The sequence below is a fragment of the Pseudomonas sp. PDM09 genome (assembly GCF_014852305.1).
Lineage (GTDB): Bacteria > Pseudomonadota > Gammaproteobacteria > Pseudomonadales > Pseudomonadaceae > Aquipseudomonas.
Genome location: NZ_JACVBI010000009.1, coordinates 97,744 through 121,430, shown reverse-complemented (window position 1 = coordinate 121,430; position 23,687 = coordinate 97,744). Strand labels below are relative to the sequence as shown.

At 60.2% G+C, this 23,687-nt stretch carries 20 protein-coding genes and 1 other RNA gene; 3 read left to right on the top strand and 18 right to left on the bottom strand.

The genetic code is table 11. The features are described from left to right. Positions 1 to 155 precede the first annotated feature (155 nt). The gene (locus IB250_RS21450) at positions 156 to 1,652 is read left to right on the top strand and encodes a sensor domain-containing diguanylate cyclase (protein WP_192345505.1); all 1,497 of its coding nucleotides are present in this window, start codon (positions 156 to 158) and stop codon (positions 1,650 to 1,652) included. A 77-nt stretch (positions 1,653 to 1,729) separates the two neighbouring features. On the opposite strand, the gene lpxC is transcribed toward IB250_RS21450, so the two are convergent. The 18 genes from lpxC to rsmI all read right to left on the bottom strand — a co-directional run bounded on the left by lpxC (position 1,730) and on the right by rsmI (position 21,208). After that, complete coding sequence (gene lpxC / locus IB250_RS21445; RefSeq protein ID WP_007904315.1) at positions 1,730 to 2,641, bottom strand: UDP-3-O-acyl-N-acetylglucosamine deacetylase; 912 nt, start codon at positions 2,639 to 2,641, stop codon at positions 1,730 to 1,732. Positions 2,642 to 2,753: 112 nt separating this feature from the next. Next, a complete protein-coding gene (gene ftsZ / locus IB250_RS21440; RefSeq protein ID WP_007904318.1) occupies positions 2,754 to 3,947 on the bottom strand; it encodes a cell division protein FtsZ in 1,194 nt (397 codons plus the stop codon). Between the two features lie 67 nt (positions 3,948 to 4,014). Then, on the bottom strand, positions 4,015 to 5,274 hold the full coding sequence (ftsA, locus tag IB250_RS21435) for a cell division protein FtsA (RefSeq protein WP_007904319.1): 1,260 nt from the start codon (positions 5,272 to 5,274) through the stop codon (positions 4,015 to 4,017). Positions 5,275 to 5,289: 15 nt separating this feature from the next. Then, positions 5,290 to 6,156, bottom strand: coding sequence for a cell division protein FtsQ/DivIB (locus tag IB250_RS21430; RefSeq protein WP_007904320.1), 867 nt, complete (start codon positions 6,154 to 6,156; stop codon positions 5,290 to 5,292). A 4-nt stretch (positions 6,157 to 6,160) separates the two neighbouring features. Continuing rightward, positions 6,161 to 7,144, bottom strand: coding sequence for a D-alanine--D-alanine ligase (locus IB250_RS21425; RefSeq protein WP_192345504.1), 984 nt, complete (start codon positions 7,142 to 7,144; stop codon positions 6,161 to 6,163). Next, a complete protein-coding gene (gene murC / locus IB250_RS21420) occupies positions 7,141 to 8,601 on the bottom strand; it encodes a UDP-N-acetylmuramate--L-alanine ligase (RefSeq protein WP_123494463.1) in 1,461 nt (486 codons plus the stop codon). Before murC ends, IB250_RS21425 begins: the two co-directional genes overlap by 4 nt. After that, positions 8,594 to 9,664, bottom strand: a complete 1,071-nt coding sequence (murG, locus tag IB250_RS21415) for an undecaprenyldiphospho-muramoylpentapeptide beta-N-acetylglucosaminyltransferase (RefSeq protein ID WP_008072109.1) — start codon at positions 9,662 to 9,664, stop codon at positions 8,594 to 8,596. Before murG ends, murC begins: the two co-directional genes overlap by 8 nt. Further along, a complete protein-coding gene (gene ftsW, locus IB250_RS21410) occupies positions 9,654 to 10,871 on the bottom strand; it encodes a putative lipid II flippase FtsW (RefSeq protein ID WP_008005016.1) in 1,218 nt (405 codons plus the stop codon). Before ftsW ends, murG begins: the two co-directional genes overlap by 11 nt. Next, entirely contained in the window at positions 10,868 to 12,214 is a 1,347-nt protein-coding gene (gene murD, locus IB250_RS21405; RefSeq protein ID WP_192345503.1) for a UDP-N-acetylmuramoyl-L-alanine--D-glutamate ligase, read from the bottom strand. Before murD ends, ftsW begins: the two co-directional genes overlap by 4 nt. Positions 12,215 to 12,219: 5 nt before the next feature. Continuing rightward, positions 12,220 to 13,302: a phospho-N-acetylmuramoyl-pentapeptide-transferase gene (mraY, locus tag IB250_RS21400; RefSeq protein WP_007904350.1), complete on the bottom strand. Its 1,083-nt coding sequence runs from the start codon at positions 13,300 to 13,302 to the stop codon at positions 12,220 to 12,222. Then, entirely contained in the window at positions 13,302 to 14,669 is a 1,368-nt protein-coding gene (locus tag IB250_RS21395) for a UDP-N-acetylmuramoyl-tripeptide--D-alanyl-D-alanine ligase (RefSeq protein ID WP_192345502.1), read from the bottom strand. The genes mraY and IB250_RS21395 overlap by 1 nt, the downstream gene beginning before the upstream one ends. Further along, positions 14,662 to 16,125, bottom strand: coding sequence for a UDP-N-acetylmuramoyl-L-alanyl-D-glutamate--2,6-diaminopimelate ligase (locus tag IB250_RS21390; RefSeq protein WP_192345501.1), 1,464 nt, complete (start codon positions 16,123 to 16,125; stop codon positions 14,662 to 14,664). The genes IB250_RS21395 and IB250_RS21390 overlap by 8 nt, the downstream gene beginning before the upstream one ends. Further along, on the bottom strand, positions 16,125 to 17,864 hold the full coding sequence (locus IB250_RS21385; RefSeq protein ID WP_177319036.1) for a peptidoglycan D,D-transpeptidase FtsI family protein: 1,740 nt from the start codon (positions 17,862 to 17,864) through the stop codon (positions 16,125 to 16,127). The genes IB250_RS21390 and IB250_RS21385 overlap by 1 nt, the downstream gene beginning before the upstream one ends. Continuing rightward, positions 17,864 to 18,157: a cell division protein FtsL gene (gene ftsL, locus IB250_RS21380; protein WP_032830409.1), complete on the bottom strand. Its 294-nt coding sequence runs from the start codon at positions 18,155 to 18,157 to the stop codon at positions 17,864 to 17,866. The genes IB250_RS21385 and ftsL overlap by 1 nt, the downstream gene beginning before the upstream one ends. Continuing rightward, a complete protein-coding gene (gene rsmH, locus IB250_RS21375; RefSeq protein WP_412548348.1) occupies positions 18,154 to 19,101 on the bottom strand; it encodes a 16S rRNA (cytosine(1402)-N(4))-methyltransferase RsmH in 948 nt (315 codons plus the stop codon). The genes ftsL and rsmH overlap by 4 nt, the downstream gene beginning before the upstream one ends. Beyond that, positions 19,098 to 19,553, bottom strand: coding sequence for a division/cell wall cluster transcriptional repressor MraZ (mraZ, locus tag IB250_RS21370; protein ID WP_008147486.1), 456 nt, complete (start codon positions 19,551 to 19,553; stop codon positions 19,098 to 19,100). The genes rsmH and mraZ overlap by 4 nt, the downstream gene beginning before the upstream one ends. A gap of 354 nt (positions 19,554 to 19,907) precedes the next feature. Then, positions 19,908 to 20,261: RNase P RNA component class A (gene rnpB / locus IB250_RS21365), an RNA gene on the bottom strand. A 74-nt stretch (positions 20,262 to 20,335) separates the two neighbouring features. After that, on the bottom strand, positions 20,336 to 21,208 hold the full coding sequence (gene rsmI, locus IB250_RS21360) for a 16S rRNA (cytidine(1402)-2'-O)-methyltransferase (protein ID WP_008005002.1): 873 nt from the start codon (positions 21,206 to 21,208) through the stop codon (positions 20,336 to 20,338). A gap of 210 nt (positions 21,209 to 21,418) precedes the next feature. Here rsmI and IB250_RS21355 point away from each other — a divergent pair, with 210 nt between their 5' ends. Further along, on the top strand, positions 21,419 to 23,230 hold the full coding sequence (locus IB250_RS21355; RefSeq protein WP_192345500.1) for a penicillin-binding protein activator: 1,812 nt from the start codon (positions 21,419 to 21,421) through the stop codon (positions 23,228 to 23,230). After that, positions 23,230 to 23,592 (top strand): YraN family protein, encoded by a 363-nt coding sequence (locus IB250_RS21350; protein WP_007904371.1) that lies wholly within the window; start codon positions 23,230 to 23,232, stop codon positions 23,590 to 23,592. The genes IB250_RS21355 and IB250_RS21350 overlap by 1 nt, the downstream gene beginning before the upstream one ends. Positions 23,593 to 23,687 lie beyond the last annotated feature (95 nt).

Genomic DNA, 23,687 nt, shown 5'->3' with positions numbered 1-23,687 from the left:
CTTCTAAGCTTCAATTAGCAAAAGGCCAGCATGTTTTGCTGGCCTTTTTTTTATCCGGCATTTATACAGGCGCTCTGAACGCGACCGGTTTCTGGGACTCTGCCCGATTCTTGTAAAAGAACTTTCATAACGCCTTATTTGCAGAAGTCAGAACCATGAGTGTGAGCAGTGCGAAATCTCAACATCCGATCCGTTCGACGCGGTCGGAGCGGCTTCTGGTTCTCGGCAGTTTGTTGTTGGTGATTGCGATACTCAGCATTGTGACCTTTCTGCTGATCCGTGAACGCGTCAATGCCGAATTGTCCGCTGCTCGCGCCGCCAACAATATCGTGCAATTGATCGACGCCGACGTGCTGCGCAATGTCGAACTCTATGATGTGTCCCTGCTGGGTTTGATCGCAGCCTCCCAGCGAGAAGACCTCAAGAGCGTTTCTCCAGCCATTCGCCATCTGGCCTATTTCGACCGCGCCACTGCCGCGCCGTACAAGGGCAACATTTTGTTGCTCGATAACAAGGGCGACGTGATCGCCGACTCTGCCTCGGTGGAGCCCAGGCAGGGCAACTATGCTGATCGCGAATACTTCCAGTCTCACGTGAACAACCCGGACCCGGGCATGTTCATCAGCCCCCCCTTCAGAGCCAGGTCCCCCGAACAGGATTGGCGTATCAGTTTCAGCCGCCGAGTGAACGGCCCCCAGGGTGAGTTCCTGGGCGTGGCCGAAGCCGCCATGCGGTTGAGTTACTTCGATCAGTTGTTCAACAGTTTGAGCATCGGCCGCGACAGCACGGTCAATCTGATCAGCAAGGACGGGACGCTTCTGGCTCAGCAACCACGTCTGGCCGAAGAGCTGATCGGCAAAAACTTCAGTCACCGTCCCAATTTCCAACGCATCGTCAAAGAAGGCAACGGCAGCTTCACCAGCATGTCCGATCGATACCATGACAAGCGCTTGTACACCTTCTCCAAGGTCGGGAATCTGCCGTTGATTGTCATCGTTGCGCTGTCCAGTGATGAGGTCTTTGCGGCCTGGAAGCGCACTGCTGTGGTGGTCAGCTTCGCGACCATTGCCTTGTGTGTGAGCTTGCTGTGGCTGACCTGGTTGCTCTGCCGGGAATTGCGTCGGCGTCAAAGTGCCGAGCAGGAACTGGCACAACTGGCCGCTACCGACCCTTTGACCGGTCTGGCCAACCGTCGAAGCCTGGATCAGGCCTTGCACCATGAATGGTTTCGCGCCCAACGCTCCGGTCTGCCATTGTCGGTGCTGATGATCGATGTCGATCACTTCAAGGCGTTCAATGATCGCCATGGCCATCAGGGCGGCGACGATGCCTTGCGCTGGGTGGCCAAAGTGATCGGCACCCATGTTCGACGGCCGGCGGATCTGGTCGCCCGTTACGGTGGCGAGGAGTTTTCGGTGATCCTGGCCGAAACCGACAGCGTCGGCGCGCAGCAGATTGCCGACACCATCCGCGCAGCGGTGGAGAAGTTGCCGTTGGCGGAGGGTGGTATGTCGCCGATTACTGTCAGTATCGGTATCAGTACCTGGACGACGGCGTCCGATGGCAGCCTGGAGCAATTGCTGTTTGCGGCGGACAAGGCGCTGTATCAGGCCAAGGAAAGTGGGCGCAATCGGGTGGTTTGCGCGGATTAGAAGCCAGAATCAAAAGATCTTGGCATAAAAAAAGGCCACCCGAAGGTAGCCTTTAAAAAACTAGAGAGGTTTTTTGCTTACACGGCCGCAACAGGACGCATGTAAGAGATCGGTGCAGTGCTGGCGTCTTCGAAAGTCACGACTTCCCAAGCATCTGTCTGCTCAATCAACTTGCGCAGCAGCTGGTTGTTCAATGCATGTCCGGACTTGAAGCCCTTGAACTCACCAATCAGGCTATTGCCCAGCAGGTAGAGGTCACCAATTGCATCGAGGATCTTGTGCTTCACGAATTCGTCTTCATAGCGAAGGCCGTCTTCGTTCAGTACACCATCCGCGTCGACCACAATAGCGTTTTCAACGCTGCCGCCGAGTGCGAGGTTGTGCTTGCGCAGGTACTCGATGTCACTCATGAAACCAAAGGTACGGGCGCGGCTGACTTCTTTTACGAACGAAGTGCTGGAAAAATCCACGCTTGCACTTTGTGTGCGGTCACGGAAAACCGGGTGATCGAAATCGATCTCGAAGCTCACTTTGAAACCTTCGAAAGGGACGAAAGTGGCGCGCTTGTCGCCGTCTTCCACTGTCACTTCCCGCAGGATCCGGATGAACTTCTTGGCGGCGTCCTGTTCTTCCAGGCCGGCCGATTGAATCAGGAATACGAAGGGTCCAGCGCTACCATCCATGATCGGGACTTCGGACGCGGAGAGCTCGACGTAGGCGTTATCGATGCCCAGGCCAGCCATGGCCGAGAGCAGGTGCTCCACCGTGTCCACTTTGACGTCACCGCTAACAAGCGTGGTCGACATAGTGGTTTCGCCAACGTTTTCCGCGCGGGCAGGAATCTGCACCACAGGGTCGAGGTCAGCACGACAAAACACAATGCCGGTGTCGACGGGCGCTGGCTTGAGGGTCAGGTAGACCTTCTCCCCGGAGTGCAGGCCGACACCTGTGGCACGGATAATATTCTTCAGGGTGCGTTGTTTTATCATGGCATGGGCCGCTTCAGCGCAAATTGCGAACTGGTATCAACAAAGGCTGGCGATGATAGCAGACCAGACCTTTGCTGAACACCAATCACCCTAATACCCCTGATACATTTCATCAATCGGCCTGACGACGCAGGAAAGCCGGGATGTCCAGGTAGTCCAGGTCATCTTGCGGGTTCATCTTTGCGGCAGTCGCAGCACCGGCCTGAGCCTGGTTGCGCATGACGGTCGGACGATCCAGGTCACGGTAATTCACCGCAGGCTGTTCCTGACGAACAGGGGCTTGTTGTTGTGGCTGGGAAGCCATCGAGGTGTGAACGGTATTGTCGATGACCTTTACAGGTTTCTCGATTTTAGCGCCTAAACCGGTGGCAACAACAGTCACGTGCAGCTCGTCGCGCATGTCCGGATCGATAACAGTACCAACCTTGACCATCGCGTGCTCGGAAGCGAAGGCTTCGATGATGCTACCCACGTCGGAGTACTCACCCAGGGACAGGTCAGGACCGGCGGTGATGTTCACCAGGATGCCGCGTGCGCCTTGCAGGTTCACGTCTTCGAGCAACGGGTTGCGAATGGCCGCTTCGGTGGCCTCACGTGCACGGTTCGGACCGCTGGCGCAGCCAGTGCCCATCATCGCCATGCCCATTTCGCTCATCACGGTACGCACGTCGGCAAAGTCGACGTTGATCATGCCCGGACGCTTGATGATGTCGGAGATACCGCGAACGGCACCGGCCAGTACATCGTCGGCCTTGGCGAAAGCCGACAGCAGGCTTGCGTCTTTACCTAGGATGGTCAGCAGCTTCTCGTTGGGAATGGTGATCAACGAGTCGACGCTTTCAGACAGCAGACGAATGCCTTCGTCGGCGATCTGCATACGCTTGCGACCTTCGAACGGGAACGGACGGGTCACCACCGCAACGGTGAGGATCCCCATTTCCTTGGCCACTTCGGCAATGATCGGCGCAGCACCGGTACCGGTACCACCGCCCATGCCGGTTGTGATGAACACCATATTGGTGCCCTGCAGGACTTCGGCAATGCGCTCACGGTCTTCGAGAGCGGCCTGACGACCTACTTCAGGGTTGGCGCCGGCGCCCAGGCCTTTGGTCACGCCGGTGCCCAGTTGCAGGATGGTCCGCGCGCCGATGCTTTTCAGCGCTTGGGCATCAGTGTTGGCGCAGATGAATTCAACGCCTTCAATGTTGCTCTTGACCATGTGATTGACAGCGTTGCCGCCGCCACCGCCAACACCGATAACTTTAATTACCGGGCTTGCGGGGATGTTGTCTACGAGTTCGAACATTTTCCCTCTCCTTACATTCTCTAGTTTTTTCGCCTACTGCTTTTTGAAGCGGTGTTGCGGTAAAGCTTTAGAAATTGCCTTGTACCCAGCTCTTGAAGCGATCGAGCAAGGCGACTTTCGGTTCGTCATTGCTGTAGCTGTCGCGGCTGCCGATGCCCGAGAATGAAATCCCGTCGGACTGCTTCTGCAGGCCGTACATCAACAGGCCAACGCCGGTGGAATAAATCGGGTTGCGGACCACGTCGTCCAGGCCCTTGACGCCATGCGGCACGCCCAGGCGAACCGGCATGTGGAAGATCTCTTCGGCCAGTTCCACCGCGCCTTCCATCTTCGACGTACCGCCAGTCAGCACGATGCCGGCCGGGATCAGGTCTTCGTAGCCACTGCGACGCAGTTCGGCCTGGATCAGGGTGAACAGCTCGTCGTAACGCGGCTCGACCACTTCGGCCAGGGCCTGACGGGACAGCTCGCGCGGTGGACGATCGCCGACGCTCGGCACCTTGATGGTTTCGCCGGCACCGGCCAGTTTGGCCAGGGCGCAGGCGTAGCGAATCTTGATTTCCTCGGCGTACTGGGTCGGGGTGCGCAGCGCCATGGCGATGTCGTTGGTCACCTGATCGCCCGCAATCGGGATCACCGCGGTGTGACGAATCGCGCCTTCGGTGAAGATCGCGATGTCAGTGGTGCCGCCGCCGATGTCCACCAGGCACACGCCCAGCTCTTTCTCGTCGTCGGTCAGGACCGAGTAGGCCGAGGCCAACTGCTCGAGAATGATGTCGTCGATTTCCAGGCCGCAGCGGCGCACGCATTTTTCAATGTTCTGTGCGGCGTTGACGGCGCAGGTGACCACGTGAACCTTGGCTTCCAGACGCACGCCGGACATACCCAGCGGCTCGCGAACGCCTTCCTGGTTATCGATCACGTAATCCTGCGGCAGGGTGTGCAGCACGCGCTGGTCAGCCGGGATCGCCACAGCCTGGGCAGCGTCGAGAACGCGCTCAAGGTCGGCGGAGCTGACTTCGCGATCACGAATCGCCACGATGCCGTGGGAGTTCAGGCTGCGGATGTGATTGCCAGCCACGCCGACAAACGCCGAGTGGATCCGGCAACCGGCCATCAGCTGCGCTTCTTCGATCGCGCGCTGGATCGACTGGACGGTGGACTCGATGTTCACCACTACGCCTTTTTTCAGGCCGCGGGACGGATGAGTACCGATCCCGACGATTTCGAGCGTGCCGTCGTCCGAGACCTCGCCGACCAGCGCCACCACCTTGGAGGTGCCGATATCGAGACCGACGATCATTTTGCCGCTTTGCACGTTTGCCATGGGTCCTGCCTCTTCTTAATTCTTCGCGACAGCGGGTTGGGCTGTCGTGGGCGCTACAGGTTCCCGCCAGCCAACAGCGAGGCCGTTGGCGTAGCGCAGATCGATGCGCGCAATGTTCGTAATCTGCTCTTTGAGCGTCTTGTCATAGATGGCAATGAAGCGGCGCATCTTTTCCACCAGCTTGCCGCGTCCCAGCAGCAGTTCGATTCCCGGGCCCGCGCTGCCGGCGCCGGTGGTCAGGAACCAACTGCCTCGTTCACGCAACTCCAGGCGTGCAATCGAGAAGCCCAATGGCCTGAGCATCTGGCTCAGCACCTGGTATTGCTGCATCACTTGCTGTTGGGCCCGCTGCGGGCCGAACAGCTGTGGCAGGTGTTCGTAGTTCGCCAGCTCGCGCGGGGTGAACGCCTGTCCCTGGTTGTTCAGCAGCGACTCATCGCCCCAACGGGCCACCGGCAGTTGTTCTTCCAGGCGAATCACCACCTGATCCGGCCACACCCGACGCACTTCGGCGTGGGCAATCCATGGCATCTGTTCAAGCTCGGTACGCATGCTCTCCAGGTCGATGGTGAAGAAGCTCGACGCCACGTAGGGGGCGATCCGCTGCTGCACCGCTTGCTGGCTGATGTAACTCAAGTCGCCCTGCACCGCGATCTTGGTGATCGGCCGGTCGGCGTACGGCAGCAAACGCTGTGCGCCTTCATAAGTGCCGAACCCCAGCGCGACCAACAGCACGGGCCAGAACAGACTTTTCAGAAAACCAAAGTTGGCTTTCGGCAGGCGCGCAGACATCGGCTCTTTGGCCACCATTCGGCTGGCACCCCGCGGCACCGGCTTGCGGCCGGGTGCGGAAGGCTGATGACGTAGCTGAGCGCCTTGCATGGTCTTAACCTCTTGTCGGCTCTTGGTTACCGGCAGCATTGCCGGTAACGCTGGCGGCCAGAATCGCCAGAACCAGTTGCTGGAAATCCAGGCCGGCGGCACGGGCCGCCATCGGAACCAGACTGTGATCGGTCATGCCCGGTGCGGTATTGACTTCCAGGAACCAGAACTGCCCGTCGGCGTCCTGCATCACGTCTGCCCTGCCCCAACCGGCGATACCCAGCGCCTCACAGGCTTTGGCCGTGAGGTCCATGAGTTCTTTTTCTTTATTGCTGTCCAGGCCACACGGGATCCGGTACTGGGTATCGGAAGCCACGTACTTGGCGTCGTAGTCGTAGAAACTGTGGGTTGTGCCCAGGGCGATTGGAGGCAACACCTGGTCACGCAGGGTGGCGATGGTGAACTCCGGACCTTGAATCCATTGCTCGACCAACACTTGCGAATCGTAGGTACTGGCCGCTTTCCACGCGTCGATCAATTCGGACGCGGAGGTCACTTTGGCCATCCCGATACTGGAACCTTCATGGGCCGGTTTGACGATCAAAGGGAAGCCCAGTTCCGTGGCCGCCGAAATACAATCGGCCTCGCAGCTCAGTACCGCGTGGCGTGGCGTCGGAATACCGAGGCTGTGCCAGACCTGCTTGGTGCGCAGTTTGTCCATGGCCAGTGCCGAGGCCAGAATGCCGCTGCCGGTGTACGGAATGCCCAGGCATTCGAGCAGGCCCTGCATGCTGCCGTCTTCACCGCCACGACCGTGGAGGATGATGAAGGCGCGGTCGATTTTTTCGTTCAGCAGACGCTGCAGCAGGTCATCGCCCACATCAAGACCGAAGGCGTCCACACCGGCGCTTTGCAGTGCGTCGAGCACCGCGTTACCCGATTTCAGGGAGACCTCACGTTCGGCACTCTTGCCGCCGAACAGCACGGCGACACGGCCGAAGTCTTTCGGCGCGATCGTGGAGACGAGGTTGGCGTAAGCAGCAGTCATTTCAACTTCCCCACGCTAGGCGCGGCAACCGCGCCAGCGAACAACGGACTGTTCAATAGTTTCGGTGCGAGACCGCCGATATCACCGGCGCCCTGGCACAGCAGAATGTCGCCGGCACGCAGCAGCGGCTTGACGATTGGCGCGAGGTCGATGCCGCGCTCGATGTAGATCGGGTCGAGCTGACCGCGCTGGCGAATGCTGTTGCACAGCTTGCGGCTGTCAGCGCCCGGAATCGGCTCTTCGCCGGCCGGGTAGACTTCCATCAACAGCAGTACGTTGGCGTCGGCCAGCACATTGACGAAATCGTCGTACAGGTCGCGGGTGCGGCTGTAACGGTGCGGCTGGTAAACCATCACCAGACGGCGCTCCGGCCAGCCACCGCGCACGGCTTTGATCACGGCCGCGACTTCGGTCGGATGGTGACCGTAGTCATCCACCAGCATCACATTGCCGCCTTCAACCGGCAGTTCGCCGTACACCTGGAAGCGACGACCGACACCCTGGAACCCGGACAGGCCCTGGACGATGGCTTCATCGCTGACGCCTTCGTCGGTGGCGATGCAAATGGTCGCCAGCGCGTTCAACACGTTGTGATTGCCCGGCATGTTCACCGAGACATCCAGCGGCTCACGATCAGGGCGCAGCACGGTAAAGAAGGTCTGCATGCCTTGTTGGCGCACATTGATGGCACGCACATCGGCATCGTCGCCAAAGCCGTAAGTGACCGTCGGACGTTTCACCTGCGGGAGGATTTCGCGCACCACCGGATCGTCCAGGCACACCACCGCCAGACCGTAGAACGGCAGGTTGTGCAGGAACTCGACGAAGGTTTTCTTCAGTTTGTTGAAGTCGCCGTCGTAGGTCGCCATGTGGTCGGCATCGATGTTGGTGACCACGGCCACCAGCGGCTGCAAGTGCAGGAAGCTGGCATCGCTTTCGTCGGCTTCGGCGATCAGGTAACGGCTGGTGCCGAGCTGGGCATTGGTGCCCGCGGCATTCAGACGACCACCGATCACGAATGTCGGGTCCAGGCCACCGGCGGCGAACACCGAAGCGATCAGGCTGGTGGTGGTGGTTTTGCCGTGGGTACCGGCGACGGCGATGCCGTGGCGGTAGCGCATCAGTTCTGCCAGCATCTCTGCACGCGGCACCACCGGAATCCGGCGTTCCAGGGCCGTGGCCACTTCCGGGTTGGAAGTGTTCACGGCGCTGGAGGTGACCAGCACATCGGCGTTCGTGGCGTTCTCGGCACGGTGACCGATATAGATGTGGGCACCGAAGGATTCCAGGCGCTCGGTCACCGGCGATGCTTTGAGGTCGGAACCGGACACTTCATAGCCCAGGTTCAGCAACACTTCGGCAATGCCGCACATACCCACGCCGCCGATACCGACGAAGTGGATGCGACGGATGCGGCGCATTTCCGGGTGCGGCATGGCTTTCTTGTTCTCAACCATGGGCCACCTCCAGGCAGGTATCGACCACGTTACGAGTGGCATCGGGTTTGGCCAGGCGGCGTGCCGCGGTGGCCATGTCGTTGAGTCGTTGCGGTTGCATCAAGACCTCTGTCAGGCGAGCGGCAAGATCCGCTGCGCCAGTCGTTCTTTGCGGCATCAGGAAGGCAGCGCCTTCACGGGCCAAATAATCGGCGTTGCGGGTCTGGTGATCGTCGATCGCGTGGGGCAAAGGCACCAGCATCGAGGGCAGACCGGCAGCCGCCAGTTCACTGATGGTCAATGCGCCTGCGCGGCACACCACCAGGTCGGCCCAGCCATAGGCTTGGGCCATGTCTTTGATGAAAGGCTGCACTTGCGCCTCGACGCCAGCTGCGCGATAGCGCTCTGCAGTCACTTCATCGTGGTTTTTGCCGGCCTGATGAAACACGTCCGGGCGCAGGTCGGGAGCGACTTGCGACAGGGCTTCAGGCAGCAACTTGTTCAACGGCTCTGCGCCCAGACTTCCGCCCAGGATCAGCAAACGCGCCTTGCGACCGGCCAGGGCAGGTCGCGGTGTTTCGAGGAACAGCTCGGTGCGCACCGGGTTACCGGTGGTGCGACGGCTGTTCGACAGGGTAAAGGTGTCGGGGAACGCTTCACAGACTCGGGCGGCCAACGGCACCAGCAACCGATTGGCGGTACCGGCCACGGCGTTCTGCTCATGAACGATCACCGGCACGCCGGACAATTTGGCTGCAACGCCGCCGGGGCCGGTCACATAACCCCCGAAGCCGACCACGCAGACTGGTCGCAGCTGACGAATGATCGCCCGCGCCTGCCAGATCGACTTGAGCAACATGAACGGTGCCTTGAGCAGGGACAATTTGCCCTTGCCGCGCAAACCGCTGGCGTTGATCCGATGCAATTGAAGACCGGCCGCTGGCACCAGATCGTTCTCGATCCCGCGTGGCGTGCCCAACCAGTGCACGGTGTAACCGCGGGCCTGGAACTCGCGAGCGCAGGCCAGTGCCGGAAACACGTGGCCCCCGGTGCCGCCCGCCATGATCAATACGTTAGCGCCCATGGTTCGGCTCCTCGGCGAAGTCGCTCTCATGGAATTCCATCTCTTCACTGCCCAAGTGGGTTCGACTCTCCCACTCGATGCGCAGCAACAAGCCAAGACAGGCACAGCAGATCACCAACGAACTGCCGCCATAACTGAGGAACGGCAGGGTCAGACCCTTGGTTGGCAACAGGCCTACGTTCACTCCAATGTTGATCAGGAACTGACCGATCCACAGGAACGACAAGCCATATGCGATATAGGCGGCGAAAAATTGCTTGGCCTTCTCGGCCCAATAACCGATGTACATGCCACGAATACAGACAAAGACGAACAGCGCTACGGTGCACAAAGAACCCACGGCACCCAGCTCTTCGGCCAGGACCGAGAACACGAAGTCAGTGTGGGCTTCCGGCAGGTAGAACTGTTTCTGCACACTGTTGCCCAGGCCAACGCCCAGCCATTCGCCGCGACCGAAAGCGATCAACGCTTGAGACAACTGATAGCCAGCACCGAACTGGTCGGCCCACGGATCGGCAAAGTTGGTCAGACGCGCCATTCGATACGGCTGCATTTGAATCAACAACACCACCGCACCGACCGCCAGGACCACCATCAAGGAAAAACGGAACAACCCGACACCGCCAAGGAACAGCATTGCTGCAGCCGCCCCCATCATTACAACGGTGGCACCGAAGTCCGGCTCCATCAGCAACAGCCCCGCCATCGGCAGCAGAACGATGAACGGCTTGAAGAAACCCATCCAGCTTTCACGCACTTCTTTCTGGCGACGCACCAGATAACCGGCGAGGTAGATCACCACGAACACCTTGGCGATCTCGGAAGGCTGAACGTTGAAAAAGCTGAAGCCGATCCAGCGCATCGAACCGTTCACTTCACGGCCAATGCCGGGGATGATCACCATCACCAGCAAACCGAACGCACCAATCAGCATCAGCCAGCCCAGGCGCTGCCAGGTCGCGATCGGAATCATCATGGTGACGATGCAGGCACCAAGGCCCAGCACCACGTAGATAAGGTGGCGAATCATGTAATAAAAGGCACTGCCCGACTGCACTGCCGCCACTTCGGTCGAGGCCGACGCAATCATGACCAGACCCAGGCCGAGCAGCGCCAGGCAGCCAGCGAGCATCGGGAAATCGAGGTCGATGCCGCGCCCGGTGATGATCGGCGACGGGTACGGCTTGATGATATTCAGGAGGCTCATGCCAAATCCTCCACGGCGCGGACAAACTGATGACCGCGATCTTCGTAGTTCTTGAACATGTCGAAACTGGCGCAGGCCGGCGACAGCAGCACCGCGTCGCCCTTTTCGGCGATGGCGCGGCATTGCTCGACCGCTTCGATCAGCGAGCCGACGCGAATCAGTGGCACGGCATCGCCGATGGCCTCGCCGATCTTGTCGGAATCACGGCCCATCAAAATGACGGCGCGGCAGTTGGCCGCCACCGGATCACGCAAATCCTTGAATTCGGCGCCCTTGCCATCGCCACCGGCGATCAGCACAAGCTTGCCGTCGATGTCCGCACCCAGGCCTTCGATGGCGGCCAGAGCAGCACCGACGTTGGTGGCTTTGGAGTCGTTGTAGTAGCTCACGCCATTGAGCTCGCGTACCCATTGGCAGCGATGCTCGAGCCCGGCGAAATTGCGCAGGGCCGAAAGCATGGCGTCGAACGGCAGGCCGACGGCATGCCCCAGTGCCAAGGCCGCGAGGGCGTTGGACTGGTTATGCGCGCCACGAATTTTCAATTCGCGCACCGGCATCAGGTTCTGGAATTCGAAGGCCAGGTATTTCTCGCCATCCTCTTCCCGGATCCCGAAGGCCTTGAAATCGGGTTTGCTCAAACCGAAGGTCCAGCATGGCTGACCTTCGCCCATCAGCGGACGGCTCAAGGCGTCCTGACGGTTGACCACAAACTGCCTGGCGCCCCGGAAGATCCGGTGCTTGGCCAGGTGATAGGCCGGCAGACCGCTGTAGCGGTCCATGTGGTCTTCACTGATGTTGAGCACGGTCGCCACTTCGGCGTTGAGTTGATCGGTGGTTTCGAGCTGGAAGCTGGACAACTCCATCACGTACAACTCGATGTCGTCGCTGAGCAAATCCAGCGCCGGCGTACCGAGATTGCCGCCGACGGCAACACGCTTACCGGCCGCTGCGGCCATCTCGCCGACAAGGGTGGTGACGGTGCTTTTCGCATTGGAACCGCTGATGGCGACAATCGGCGCCTTCGCGTTACGCGCGAACAGCTCGATGTCGCCGGACAACTTCACGCCACGGGCGGCGGCAGCCTGCAGGGCCGGGGTCGCCAGCGCCAGGCCGGGGCTCACGTAGAGCTCGTCGGCACGGCACAGGAATTCGACGTCCAGCTCGCCACAACGCACTTCCACGTGCGGATAGTCACGCTTGAGCGTGGCCAGTTCCGGTGGATTTTCCCGCGTATCGGCGACAGCAAACGACACGCCCCGGTTCGCCAGGAAGCGAACCAGGGACATGCCGCTCTTGCCGAGGCCGACAACGATGCGGAAGTGGTCAGAAGCGATCAGAGACACTCGTTCTACCTCAGCTTCAGGGTGGCAAGGCCGACCAGTACCAGAATCACGGTGATGATCCAGAAACGGACGATCACGCGCGGCTCGGGCCAGCCCTTGAGTTCAAAGTGGTGGTGTATCGGTGCCATGCGGAACACACGGCGACCGGTCAGCTTAAAGGAGGCAACCTGAATGACGACTGACAGGGTCTCCATCACGAACACGCCGCCCATGATGAACAGGACGATTTCCTGCCGGACGATCACCGCGATGGTGCCCAGGGCCGCGCCCAGCGCCAGTGCGCCGACGTCGCCCATGAACACTTGGGCCGGATAGGTGTTGAACCACAGGAACCCCAGGCCCGCACCGATCAGCGCGCCACAGAACACAATCAACTCACCCGCGCCCGGTACGTAAGGAATCAGCAGGTATTCAGCGAATTTCACGTTACCCGACAGGTAGCAGAAGATCCCCAAACCGCCGCCGACCATCACGGTAGGCATGATCGCCAGACCGTCGAGGCCATCGGTCAGGTTGACCGCGTTGCTCGAGCCGACAATCACGAAATAGGTCAGGACGATGAAACCCGCGCCCAGTGGAATGCTGTAGTCCTTGAGCATCGGCAGGATCAGGGTGGTTTCTACCGGCGTCGCGGCAGTCATATAAAGGAAGATCGCCGCGCCCAGGCCGAACACCGACTGCCAGAAATACTTCCAGCGGCTCGGAAGGCCACGGGAGTTTTTCTCGATGACTTTGCGGTAGTCGTCGACCCAGCCGATGGCGCCGAACAGCAGGGTCACCAACAACACCACCCAAACGTAACGGTTGGCCAGGTCAGCCCAGAGCAAGGTGCTGACACCAATGGACGACAGAATCAGCGCGCCACCCATGGTCGGGGTGCCGGATTTGGACAGGTGCGATTGCGGGCCGTCGTTGCGAACGGATTGACCGATCTGACGGTTCTGCAAAGTGCGGATCATCCACGGGCCATAGCACAGCGACAAGACCAGCGCGGTCAGCACACCGAGGATCCCGCGCAGGGTCAGGTACTGAAAGACCGCGAAGCCTTTGTAGAACTGTTGCAGATACTCCGCTAGCAGCAGCAGCATTAATGTTTCTCCAGACGGGTCCCGCACAAAGCGGCGACGATGTTTTCCATCGCGGCGCTGCGCGAGCCCTTGATCAAAATGGTGGTGTTTGGGTCCTGCTCGGCTTCCAGGGCCTTGATCAGCTCAGCCTGAGTGCTGAAGTGAAAAGCCTGCTCGCCGAAAGCGTTTACGGCGTGGGTCATCATTGGCCCGACCGCGTAAAGCGCGCAAACCTTGCCGCGGGCGTACTCGCCCACATCGCGGTGCCCCTGCTCCGCCCAATCGCCCAACTCGCCGATATCTCCGAGCACCAAAACGGTGCGACCGGAAAAGCCGGCGAGTATATCAACGGCGGCGCACATAGAGGTGGGGTTTGCGTTGTACGTGTCATCGATCACGCGCATACCGTTAGTTGCCAGTTGTGCGACGGTACGACCCTTGACCGGTTGCACCGCGCCGAGACCGGTGGCGATGCCGGACAGCGACACGCCCAAGGCATGGGCTGCAGCGGCGGCGGCCATGGCATTGGCGACGTTATGGGTGCCGAGCAGGTTGAGCTGAACCCGTTCCACACCTTCAGGGCTGTGCAGGTTGAATGCCGGGCAACCGCGGGCATCGCGGTCCAGATCGCTGGCGTAGAAGTCGGCGCTGATGTTGCTCAGGGCAAACGTCAGCACTTTGCGACCGGCGGCTCGGGTTTTCCAGATTTCAAAAGCCTTGTCGTCGAGATTCAGCACGGCGACGCCATCGGCATCCAGCCCTTCGAGAATCTCACCTTTGGCTTCAACGATTTTTTCCGGCCCGCCGAATTCGCCGACGTGAGCGGTCCCGGCGTTGTTGATGACAGCCACGTGCGGCTTGGTCATACCGACGGTGTAGGCAATCTCGCCGAGCCGCGAAGCGCCGAGTTCGATCACGGCAGCGGTATGTTCCGGTGCCAGTTCGAGCAGGGTCAGCGGAGCGCCCAGGTCATTGTTCAAGTTGCCACGGGTCGCCAACACAGGACCGCGCGTGCGCAGGATGCTCGCGAGCATTTCCTTGACCGTGGTCTTGCCGCTGGAACCGGTGATGGCCACGACCGGCTGAGTGAACGCAGCGCGGTTCATCGCGCCCAGTTGTCCGAGGGCCTGGCGGGTGTCCTTGACCAGCAGTTGCGGCAGCGCGCTGTCGGCAACTTCGCGCTCGACCAGAGCACCCGCGGCGCCTTTGGCGGCAACGTCATTGAGGTAGTCATGGCCATCGAAACGCGGGCCGGCCAGAGCAATAAACAACTGGCCGGGCTTGATCGCGCGGCTGTCGATGCTGACGCCGTCGAAGCTGGCGTCGCTGGCAATCAGACGGCCATTCAATGCACTGGTCAGTTCGCTCAGTTTCAAGGCTTTAAGCATGGGCCACCTCCCATGCGGTCAGGGCGTGATCGGCCTCGACCAGATCGGAGAAAGCGTGGCGCTCGCCATTGATTTCCTGATAGTCCTCGTGACCTTTACCGGCCAGGACAATCACGTCATCGGCCGATGCGCTGGCGATCAATTGGGCAATCGCCTGGCCACGGCCGGCGACGAAGGCAACTTTATCCACAGCGGTAAAACCGGCGCGGATGTCGTCGAAAATCACCGTAGGGTCTTCGGTGCGCGGATTGTCATCGGTGACCAGTACGCCATCGGCCAGACGCTCGACCACTTCCGCCATCAGCGGACGCTTGCCACGATCGCGATCACCACCGCAACCGAACAGGCACAGCAACCGGCCTTTGGCGTGTGGACGCAGGGCCATCAAGACTTTTTCCAGCGCATCCGGTGTGTGGGCGTAATCGACCACCACCAATGGCTGAGTACCGCCACCCAGGCGCTGCATGCGACCGGCCGGGCCTTCGAGTTTCGGCAGTACTTTGAGGATTTCGTCCAGTGCGTAGTCCAGTCCGAGCAAGGCGCCGATGGCTGCCAAGACGTTGCTCAGGTTGAAACGGCCGAGCAAGGTGCTGCGCAAATGGTGTTCGCCTTGCGGCGTGACCAGCGTGGCGCGCACGCCTTCGTCGTCGAACTGCGCTTGGCGGCAATACAGGTAGGCGCTGGAATCTTCCAGGCTGTAAGTGATCAGTCGCGACTCGCCTTCATCGCCAGCCAGTTGCCGGCCAAAATCGTCGTCCAGGTTGACCACCCGGCACTTCAGATCATTCCAGGCAAACAACTTGGCCTTGGTTTCGCCATAGGCCTGCATGGTGCCGTGGTAATCCAGATGATCGCGCGACAGGTTGGTCATCACCGCCACATCGAACGCCAACGCGCTCACGCGGCCCTGATCCAGGCCGTGGGAAGAGACTTCCATGGCCACGGCTTTGGCGCCGGCTTTTTTCAGGTCGGCGAGGGTCGCTTGCACCGCAATCGGGTTTGGCGTGGTATGCAGACCGCTTTCCAGCGCGCCATAGAAACCGGAGCCCAGGGTGCCGACAATGCCGCAGTGCTGACCGAGCAGGTCGAGCGCCTGGGCGACCAATTGCGTCACACTGGTTTTACCGTTGGTGCCAGTCACGCCGATCAGGTTCAAATGACGGCTCGGGTCGCCATAAAAGCGCCCGGCGATGTCCGACAGCTGCGCCGCCAGGCCTTTGACCGGAATCAACGGCACGTCGGTGATCGGTAGCACAGTCGCGCCTTCGACTTCATAAGCCACGGCAGCAGCGCCGCGTTGCAAGGCGTCGGCGATGTGCGCACGCCCGTCAAACTTGCCACCAGGAACCGCGAGAAACAGATCGCCTGCTCGTACGTTGCGGCTGTCCAGCGCCAATTCGCGGATCAACAGATCGCGGCCGGCGTGGGCGAAAATCTTGTTCAGGCTCAGCGACATCAGCCGCGCCCTCCATTAGCTTTCAGCGGAACGACCGGTGCGGCGTTCGCTTGTTGAGTGGCAGGCAGGTTGTCCGGGGTGATGTTCATCAGGCGCAGGGTCCCGGACATCACTTTGCTGAACACCGGCGCCGATACCAGACCACCGAAGTAACCGGCCTTGGTCGGTTCATCGATCACCACCACGATTGCGTAACGCGGATCGCTCATCGGGCCGAAGCCGGCGAACAGCGAGCGGTAGGAATTCTCGGCGTAGCCCTTGGTGCCGACCGACGTTTTACGTGCAGTACCCGACTTGCCGCCCACGTGATACGCCGGCACCTGCGCACGGAATACACCGCGCGGGGCTTCGATCACTTGTTGCAGCATGGTTTGCATGGTTTTCGCGACGGCTTCCGGCAACACCTGTGTGGTTTGCGGCGCCTTGTCGGTTTTGATCAGGGTCAGCGGCGCGAGGCGACCATTGTTGGCCAGGGCCGAGAAGGCGTGGACCAACTGGATCGCGGTCACGGAAATACCGTAGCCGTAGGACAGCGTGGCGGTTTCAGCCTTGCGCCATTCGCGGTAGTTCGGCAGGTTGCCGACGCGCTCACCCGGGAAGCCGAGGCCGGTGTCCTGGCCGAGGCCGACTTTCTGCGCCAGGCGGAAAATCGTTTCGCCGCCGATATCGAACGCGACCTTACTCATGCCGACGTTACTGGAATTGATCAGGATACCGGTCAGGTCGAGCACCGGGCCTTCACTCTTGGATACGTCCTTGATGGTGTACTTACCAATCTGCAAGGTGCCTGGATACACCTCAACCGTATCGGTCGGCTTCCAGCGCCCGGTTTCAATCGCGGCGCTCATGGAGATCGCCTTCATGGTCGAACCCGGTTCGAACACGTCGATCATCGCGCGGTTGCGCATCATCGCCGGTTGCAGATTGCGACGGTTGTTCGGGTTGTAGGTCGGCTGGTTGACCATGGCGAGGATCTCGCCGGTCTTCACGTCCATGATCACCAGGCTGCCAGCCTTGGCGCCGTTCTCGATGATCGCATTGCGCAGTTCACGGTTGGCCAGATATTGCAGACGCAGGTCAATGGACAACGCCAAGGGCTTGCCGGCCTTGGCGTTTTTGGTGACCTGGACATCTTTGATCAGCCGGCCGCGCCGGTCCTTGATCACCTGCCGCTTGCCGGGCACGCCGGCCAGCCATTCGTCGTAGGCCAACTCGACGCCTTCGCGCCCGTGGTCATCGATGTCGGTAAAGCCGACCATGTGGGCGGTGACTTCACCGGCCGGGTAGAAACGCCGGAACTCTTCGATGCCATAAACGCCCGGCACTTTCAGATCGAGCACAGCCTGGCCTTGCTCGGGGGTCAACCCGCGCACCAGATAAATGAATTCTTTGTTGGCCTGGGCTTCGAGACGTTCGGCCAGGGCTTTCGGGTCCTGCCCCAAGGCAGCCGCCAGTGCCGGCCACTTCTCTTTGGCCGTTTGCATTTCCTTGGCGTTGGCCCACAGGGTGGTGACCGGGGTACTCACGGCCAACGGCTCGCCGTTACGGTCGGTGATCAGACCACGGTGAGCCGGAATTGGAATATGACGAACACTGCGCGCATCGCCCTGACCTTTAAGGAAGGCACGGTCGACCACTTGCAAATCGATGATGCGCCAGGCAATCGCCGCCACCATGATGCCGAGCAACCCGACCACCAGACGGAACCGCCATGGAAAGAGCGCGCCTTCGAGTTTCATCATGGCGCCACCATCTGCACTTCAGCTGCGCCGGGAATGCGCATCTTCAGTTGCTCGGTGGCCAGGACTTCGATGCGGCTATGGGCGGTCCAGGTGCTCTGCTCGAGAATCAACCGGCCCCACTCCGCCTGTGCCTTGTCGCGCACGCTCAATTCGCCGTACAGCGAATTGAGCAACTGACGGTTCCAGTGCGCGCTATAGGACACGCCTATAGCCGACACAAGGACGCCGGCAAACAACAGCAGCATGAAAAAGCTTCCGCCGGGAAGTGGCTTGGCGAAAAGCTTGCTCACCGCAATTTCTCCGCGACACGCATGACGGCACTACGGGAACGTGGGTTGGCTTTGAGTTCGGCCTCCGAGGCGGTCTGCGCTTTGCCAAGGATTTTGATTACAGGTTCGAAAGCGACGTGACGGACCGGCAGGTTGCGCGGCAGGTTGTCGGCTTCGCCTTTCACCAGTTTGCGCATGAACAGTTTGACGATGCGGTCTTCCAGCGAGTGGAAGCTGATGACGACCAGACGCCCGCCCACTTCCAGGCATTCCAGCGCCGCTTCGAGGCCGGCTTCCAGATCGCCCAGTTCGTTGTTGACGTGAATACGCAGGCCCTGGAATGCACGGGTGGCCGGGTTCTTGCCCTTTTCCCACGCCGGGTTGGCGACTTTCAGCACTTCAGCCAGATCGCCAGTGCGCTCGAACGGCTTGATGTCGCGACGCTCGGCCACGGCACGCGCCATGCGTCCGGAGAAACGCTCCTCGCCGTATTGCTTGAACACCCGGGCGATTTCTTCCACCGGCGCGGTGTTGACGAACTCGGCAGCGCTGATCCCCCGGGACGGGTCCATGCGCATGTCCAACGGACCGTCGTTGAGGAAGCTGAAGCCGCGCTCCGGGTCGTCGAGTTGTGGCGAGGACACGCCGAGGTCGAGCAGAACACCGCTGACCTTGCCGGCCAGACCGCGTTCGGCGACTTCCGAACCGAGTTCGGCAAAGCTGCGCTGCACAACGACAAAGCGGCCGTCTTCGGCCGCTAGCGTTTGCCCGGTGGCAATCGCTTGAGGATCTTTGTCGAATCCGAGCAACCGGCCATCAGGCCCGAGCTGGCTGAGGATCAACCGACTGTGCCCGCCACGTCCGAACGTACCGTCCAGATAGCAGCCATCAGGACGTACGGCGAGAGCCTCGACGGCTTCGTCAAGCAGTACGGTGATGTGGTTAAAGCCGCTATCAATAGTCACAGGATTAAATCACGCAGTTCATCAGGCATGGCGCCCGGTTGTTGAATAGCAGCCAGGTCAGCGGCAGAAACCGCATCCCAGGCATCCTCGTCCCACAATTGGAACTTGTTCAGTTGGCCTACCAACATCGCGCGCTTATCCAACTTGGCATATTCGCGAAGACGTGGCGGAACCAGAAAACGACCACTGCCATCGAGCTCGAGGTCGACGGCATTACCAATCAGTAAACGTTGCAGGCGGCGGTTCTCTTCGCGAAGCGAAGGCAGTGCGCGCAGTTTGGTTTCGATAATTTCCCACTCATCGAGGGGATAAACACACAAACACGGATCAACGGCATCGATGGTGACGATTAATTGACCGGAACTACGCGAAACCAGCTCGTCACGGTACCGGCTCGGCATTGCGAGACGGCCCTTTGCATCGAGACTGATAGCGTTAGCTCCGCGAAACACGTCAGCGTTTCTCCAAATATTAGCGTTTTACGCTCAAAAAACCCACTTCATGCCACTTTCCGCCACTTGCGCACACTATAGGAATGCGCCCACCACACCGTCAAGGCGCGGATTAAAGGAAAAGCCTTACAGAACGGAGATTTAGCAGCGTAAAAGGAGGGTTAACGAGAATCTGACGGATGAATTCACTCGATAACTTGAATCAGCACAGAAGGCTGCGCTCAGAAGTTAAAGTAGTTTGTTAAGAGTAAGATTTTTTCGGTATTACAAAAGCGCTTCTGCTATTGATTCAGCAGGGAGGGAAATTGCCATTACGTATATCGCTGCCAATGATCCGGCAGAGAGGAAAAAAAGGTGGAGAGTCGATCTGTAAGCCGGGTTCTGTCTTGAACAGTCATTCGTCTACGATGGCCATCACTGGACATCTTTAGCAACCTACCCGGTCCCAGCGCGGGCCACGCCTTGGGACCCTATTTGGTCTTGCTCCAAGTGGGGTTTACCTAGCCACGAACTGTTGCCAGACGTGCGGTGCGCTCTTACCGCACCTTTTCACCCTTACCGGCGCCGAAGCGCTTAGGCGGTTATTTTCTGTGGCACTTTCCGTAGGCTCACGCCTCCCAGGCATTACCTGGCACTTCGCCCTATGGAGCCCGGACTTTCCTCCCCCCCCTAATTTTCATAGAGGGCAGCGACTGTCCGATCGACTCTCCGCCGCGAAGATTAACGGCAGAGCGGCCGAAGAACAAGCGCTAAAAGCCTCTGGCCGGCGCTGCACATCGGTTTTACTCGCCCTTCTGTTTATCCAGCGCGACCTGATAGAGCACATTCTTGCGTTCGCCGGTAATTTGCGCCGCCAATGCCGCCGCACGCTTGAGCGGCATCTCTTCGAGCAGCAGATTGAGAATACGCATGGCTTCACTGCTGACAGCGTCTTCGGTCTCAGGGGCAGTCCAGCCCGCCACCAGCACTACACACTCGCCACGCTGCTGATTGCTGTCCGATTCGACGAACTCGCGCAACTCGGCCAGCGGCAAGCCTTTAAGGGTTTCGAAGGTCTTGGTCAGTTCACGCGCCAGCAACGCCGGACGCTCGGCGCCGAATACCAGCTCCATGTCTTGCAGGCACTCGAGAATGCGGTGCGGTGCTTCATAGAAAATCAGCGTGCGCGGCTCTTCTTTTACCAGCTCCAGACGAGCCCGTCGGCCGACAGCCTTGGCCGGCAAAAACCCTTCGAAGATGAAACGATCGGACGGCAGGCCCGCGGCCGACAATGCCGCAATCAAGGCGCACGCCCCCGGCACCGGCACCACATTGATTCCTGCGGCACGAGCCTGACGCACCAGGTGATAACCCGGATCGGAAATCAGCGGCGTCCCGGCGTCGGAAATCAACGCCACATCGTCGCCCGCCAGCAGACGCGTGATAAAGCGGTTACCCTCCTCACGCTCATTGTGTTCATGGCAGGCCGCCAGCGGCGTGGGAATACCGAAATGCTGCATCAATCGCTGGGAATGGCGAGTGTCTTCGGCCGCGATCAAGGCGACCTCACGCAGGATCTTCAGCGCACGCGCACTGATGTCGTCCAGGTTGCCGATGGGCGTCGCCACCACATAAAGCGAGCCAGCAGCGGAATTCAAAGCACCTGGAGCAGTCAAAGCGCACACCTCATGATCGGTAAAAAGGCGACATTGTAGCGCGTAGCGGCGCTTGCGATACGCTTCACCCTCCGCGGGTTTTCCAGCGTTATGTGCAGTGCTGCAACATTTGTACGAGCTAAATTGATCGATTCACGCCAGTAACATCGCGCCCCGGCCAGCGCTTGGGTACAATTCCACGCTAATTTGATCGAGTATCAGGAACACTACATGATCGCTTGCCTGCGGCTGTTCACTGCCCTCTGCCTCGCTGCCTTGCTGGCGGCTTGCGCCAGCTCGCCCTCTTCCAGCCTTGGCGAACTTCCACGGACCCCGGATGCCAGTATCGAGCAACTGCTCGAGCAGGCCACTCGAAGCAAAGACCCGGAAAAAGCCGCTCTACTGCGCTTGAGCGCGGCAGACCTGGCTTATCGCCAGGGCAATGCCGGCCAGTCCGCGCAAATCCTGCAACAGGTGCCGGTGGAACAACTCAAGCCTGGCCAACAAGTCTTCGCCAGCACCCTGGCGGCTGAACTGGCCATGGTCCGCAATCAGCCCAAAGCGGCGCTGACTGCCCTGAGCCATCCGAGCCTGCAACGCCTGAGCGAACTGCCCGTCGAACAACAGGTTCGCACCGGCACCGTTCATGCCCGCGCCCTTGAGGCCGACGGCCAGACCCTGGCCGCCGCACGGGAGCGCATCTTTATTGCGCCGATGCTTGAAGGTGAAGCAGCCAGCAAAAACCACGAAGCGATCTGGACCCTGATCGCTTCGCTGCCGACCGATCAATTGCAGCCGACCACCGACGATGACCTCGGCGGCTGGATCCGTCTGGCGCTGGTGGTGAAAACGGCCGGCACCCTGGAACAGCAGCAAGCCGCGATCGACAACTGGCGCGAGCAGAATCCAAAGCACCCGGCTGCCATCCAGCTGCCGCTGCCACTGACCAAACTCAAGGAGCTGGCCAGCCAGCCCCTGAGCAAGATCGCCCTGCTGCTGCCGCAAGACGGCCCGTTGGGCTCAGTTGGCAAAGCACTGCGCGAAGGTTTCATGGCCGCTCACTACCAGGCGCAACAAGCCGGGCAGAAGCCTCCAGCCATCGAGTTCTATGACAGCTCGCGCCTGACGTCCCTCGACGAGTTCTATCGCAAGGCCCAGGCCGATGGCGTGCAACTGGTGGTCGGCCCGCTGGAGAAGCCGCTGGTCAAACAGCTCAGCGCCCGCCCGCAACTGCCGATCACTACCCTGGCGCTGAACTACAGCGAAGGCGCACAAGGTCCGGCCCAACTGTTCCAGTTCGGTCTTGCCGCTGAAGACGAAGCCCGCGAAGTGTCTCGCCGTGCACGCGCCGATGGCCTGCATCGCGCCGCGATCATGGTGCCGAAAGGCGAATGGGGCGACCGCGTCTACAAGGCGTTCAGCCAGGATTGGCAAGCCAACGGTGGCAGCATTGTCGCTACCGAGCGCGTCGACCAGCCGGTACAATTGGCCCAGCAGATTGCCGACATGTTCCAGCTGCGCCAGAGCGAAGGCCGCGCCAAAAGCCTGCAAAGCACCGTTGGCTCGCAGGTTGCCGCACAACCTTCGCGTCGTCAGGACATCGAGTTCATCTTCCTGGCTGCGACGCCGCAACAGGCTCAACAAATCAAACCGACCCTGAACTTCCAGTACGCCGGGGACGTGCCGGTTTACGCCACCTCCCACGTGTTCAGCGCCAGCGGCGACCAGAACCAGTACAACGACATGAACGGTATTCGCTTCTGCGAAACCCCATGGCTGCTGGATGCCAACGACCCGCTGCGCAAACAGGTCACTGCACAATGGCCACAAGCCGGCGGCAGCCTGGGCCGTCTGTACGCGATGGGCGTTGACGCCTATCGCCTGGCACCGCGCCTGGGGCAACTCAAGGCCTTGCCGGACAGCCGCATCCAGGGTCAATCGGGCAGCCTGGGCATGACTCAGAGTCAACGGGTCGAGCGTCAGTTGCCATGGGCAGAGTTCATCAACGGTCAGGTTCAACGCCTGCCGGACACCTCGCGCTGATGCCTGACAGGTCACGCCAGCAAAGCGGTAAAGATGCCGAGCGTCATGCGCTCGAGCATCTTCAGCAACAAGGTCTGCGCCTGCTGGCACAGAACTGGTTGTGTAAACGCGGCGAGCTTGATCTGGTCATGCTTGATGGCGATACAGTAGTATTCGTCGAAGTCCGCTACAGAAAAAACACCCAATGGGGTGGTGCGCTCGATAGCATCGATGGGCGCAAACGGCAGAAACTGATTTTCGCCGCGCAGTATTTTCTTCAGCGCGAGTCGCGTTGGGCCAATTCCCCCTGCCGCTTCGACGTGGTTGCCATCGACAGCAACCTTGATCAGTTGAACTGGTTGCAGAATGCCTTCGACAGCTGATCGCTTGCGTCCCGAACCGGACACCTTCACCCAACACTTTTGCTCTTTGCTTTGCGGGCTGCACATTCATGTGCCGAGTAGCCGCGCTAATTAAG

What these genes read in the sequence shown, in the direction of transcription:
- IB250_RS21450 (WP_192345505.1), top strand. Translation starts at nt 156, where the DNA reads ATGAGTGTGAGCAGTGCGAAATCTCAACATCCGATCCGTTCGACGCGG.
- lpxC (WP_007904315.1), bottom strand. Translation starts at nt 2,641, where the DNA reads ATGATAAAACAACGCACCCTGAAGAATATTATCCGTGCCACAGGTGTC.
- ftsZ (WP_007904318.1), bottom strand. Translation starts at nt 3,947, where the DNA reads ATGTTCGAACTCGTAGACAACATCCCCGCAAGCCCGGTAATTAAAGTT.
- ftsA (WP_007904319.1), bottom strand. Translation starts at nt 5,274, where the DNA reads ATGGCAAACGTGCAAAGCGGCAAAATGATCGTCGGTCTCGATATCGGC.
- IB250_RS21430 (WP_007904320.1), bottom strand. Translation starts at nt 6,156, where the DNA reads ATGCAAGGCGCTCAGCTACGTCATCAGCCTTCCGCACCCGGCCGCAAG.
- IB250_RS21425 (WP_192345504.1), bottom strand. Translation starts at nt 7,144, where the DNA reads ATGACTGCTGCTTACGCCAACCTCGTCTCCACGATCGCGCCGAAAGAC.
- murC (WP_123494463.1), bottom strand. Translation starts at nt 8,601, where the DNA reads ATGGTTGAGAACAAGAAAGCCATGCCGCACCCGGAAATGCGCCGCATC.
- murG (WP_008072109.1), bottom strand. Translation starts at nt 9,664, where the DNA reads ATGGGCGCTAACGTATTGATCATGGCGGGCGGCACCGGGGGCCACGTG.
- ftsW (WP_008005016.1), bottom strand. Translation starts at nt 10,871, where the DNA reads ATGAGCCTCCTGAATATCATCAAGCCGTACCCGTCGCCGATCATCACC.
- mraY (WP_007904350.1), bottom strand. Translation starts at nt 13,302, where the DNA reads ATGCTGCTGCTGCTAGCGGAGTATCTGCAACAGTTCTACAAAGGCTTC.
- IB250_RS21395 (WP_192345502.1), bottom strand. Translation starts at nt 14,669, where the DNA reads ATGCTTAAAGCCTTGAAACTGAGCGAACTGACCAGTGCATTGAATGGC.
- IB250_RS21390 (WP_192345501.1), bottom strand. Translation starts at nt 16,125, where the DNA reads ATGTCGCTGAGCCTGAACAAGATTTTCGCCCACGCCGGCCGCGATCTG.
- IB250_RS21385 (WP_177319036.1), bottom strand. Translation starts at nt 17,864, where the DNA reads ATGAAACTCGAAGGCGCGCTCTTTCCATGGCGGTTCCGTCTGGTGGTC.
- IB250_RS21355 (WP_192345500.1), top strand. Translation starts at nt 21,419, where the DNA reads ATGATCGCTTGCCTGCGGCTGTTCACTGCCCTCTGCCTCGCTGCCTTG.
- IB250_RS21350 (WP_007904371.1), top strand. Translation starts at nt 23,230, where the DNA reads ATGCCTGACAGGTCACGCCAGCAAAGCGGTAAAGATGCCGAGCGTCAT.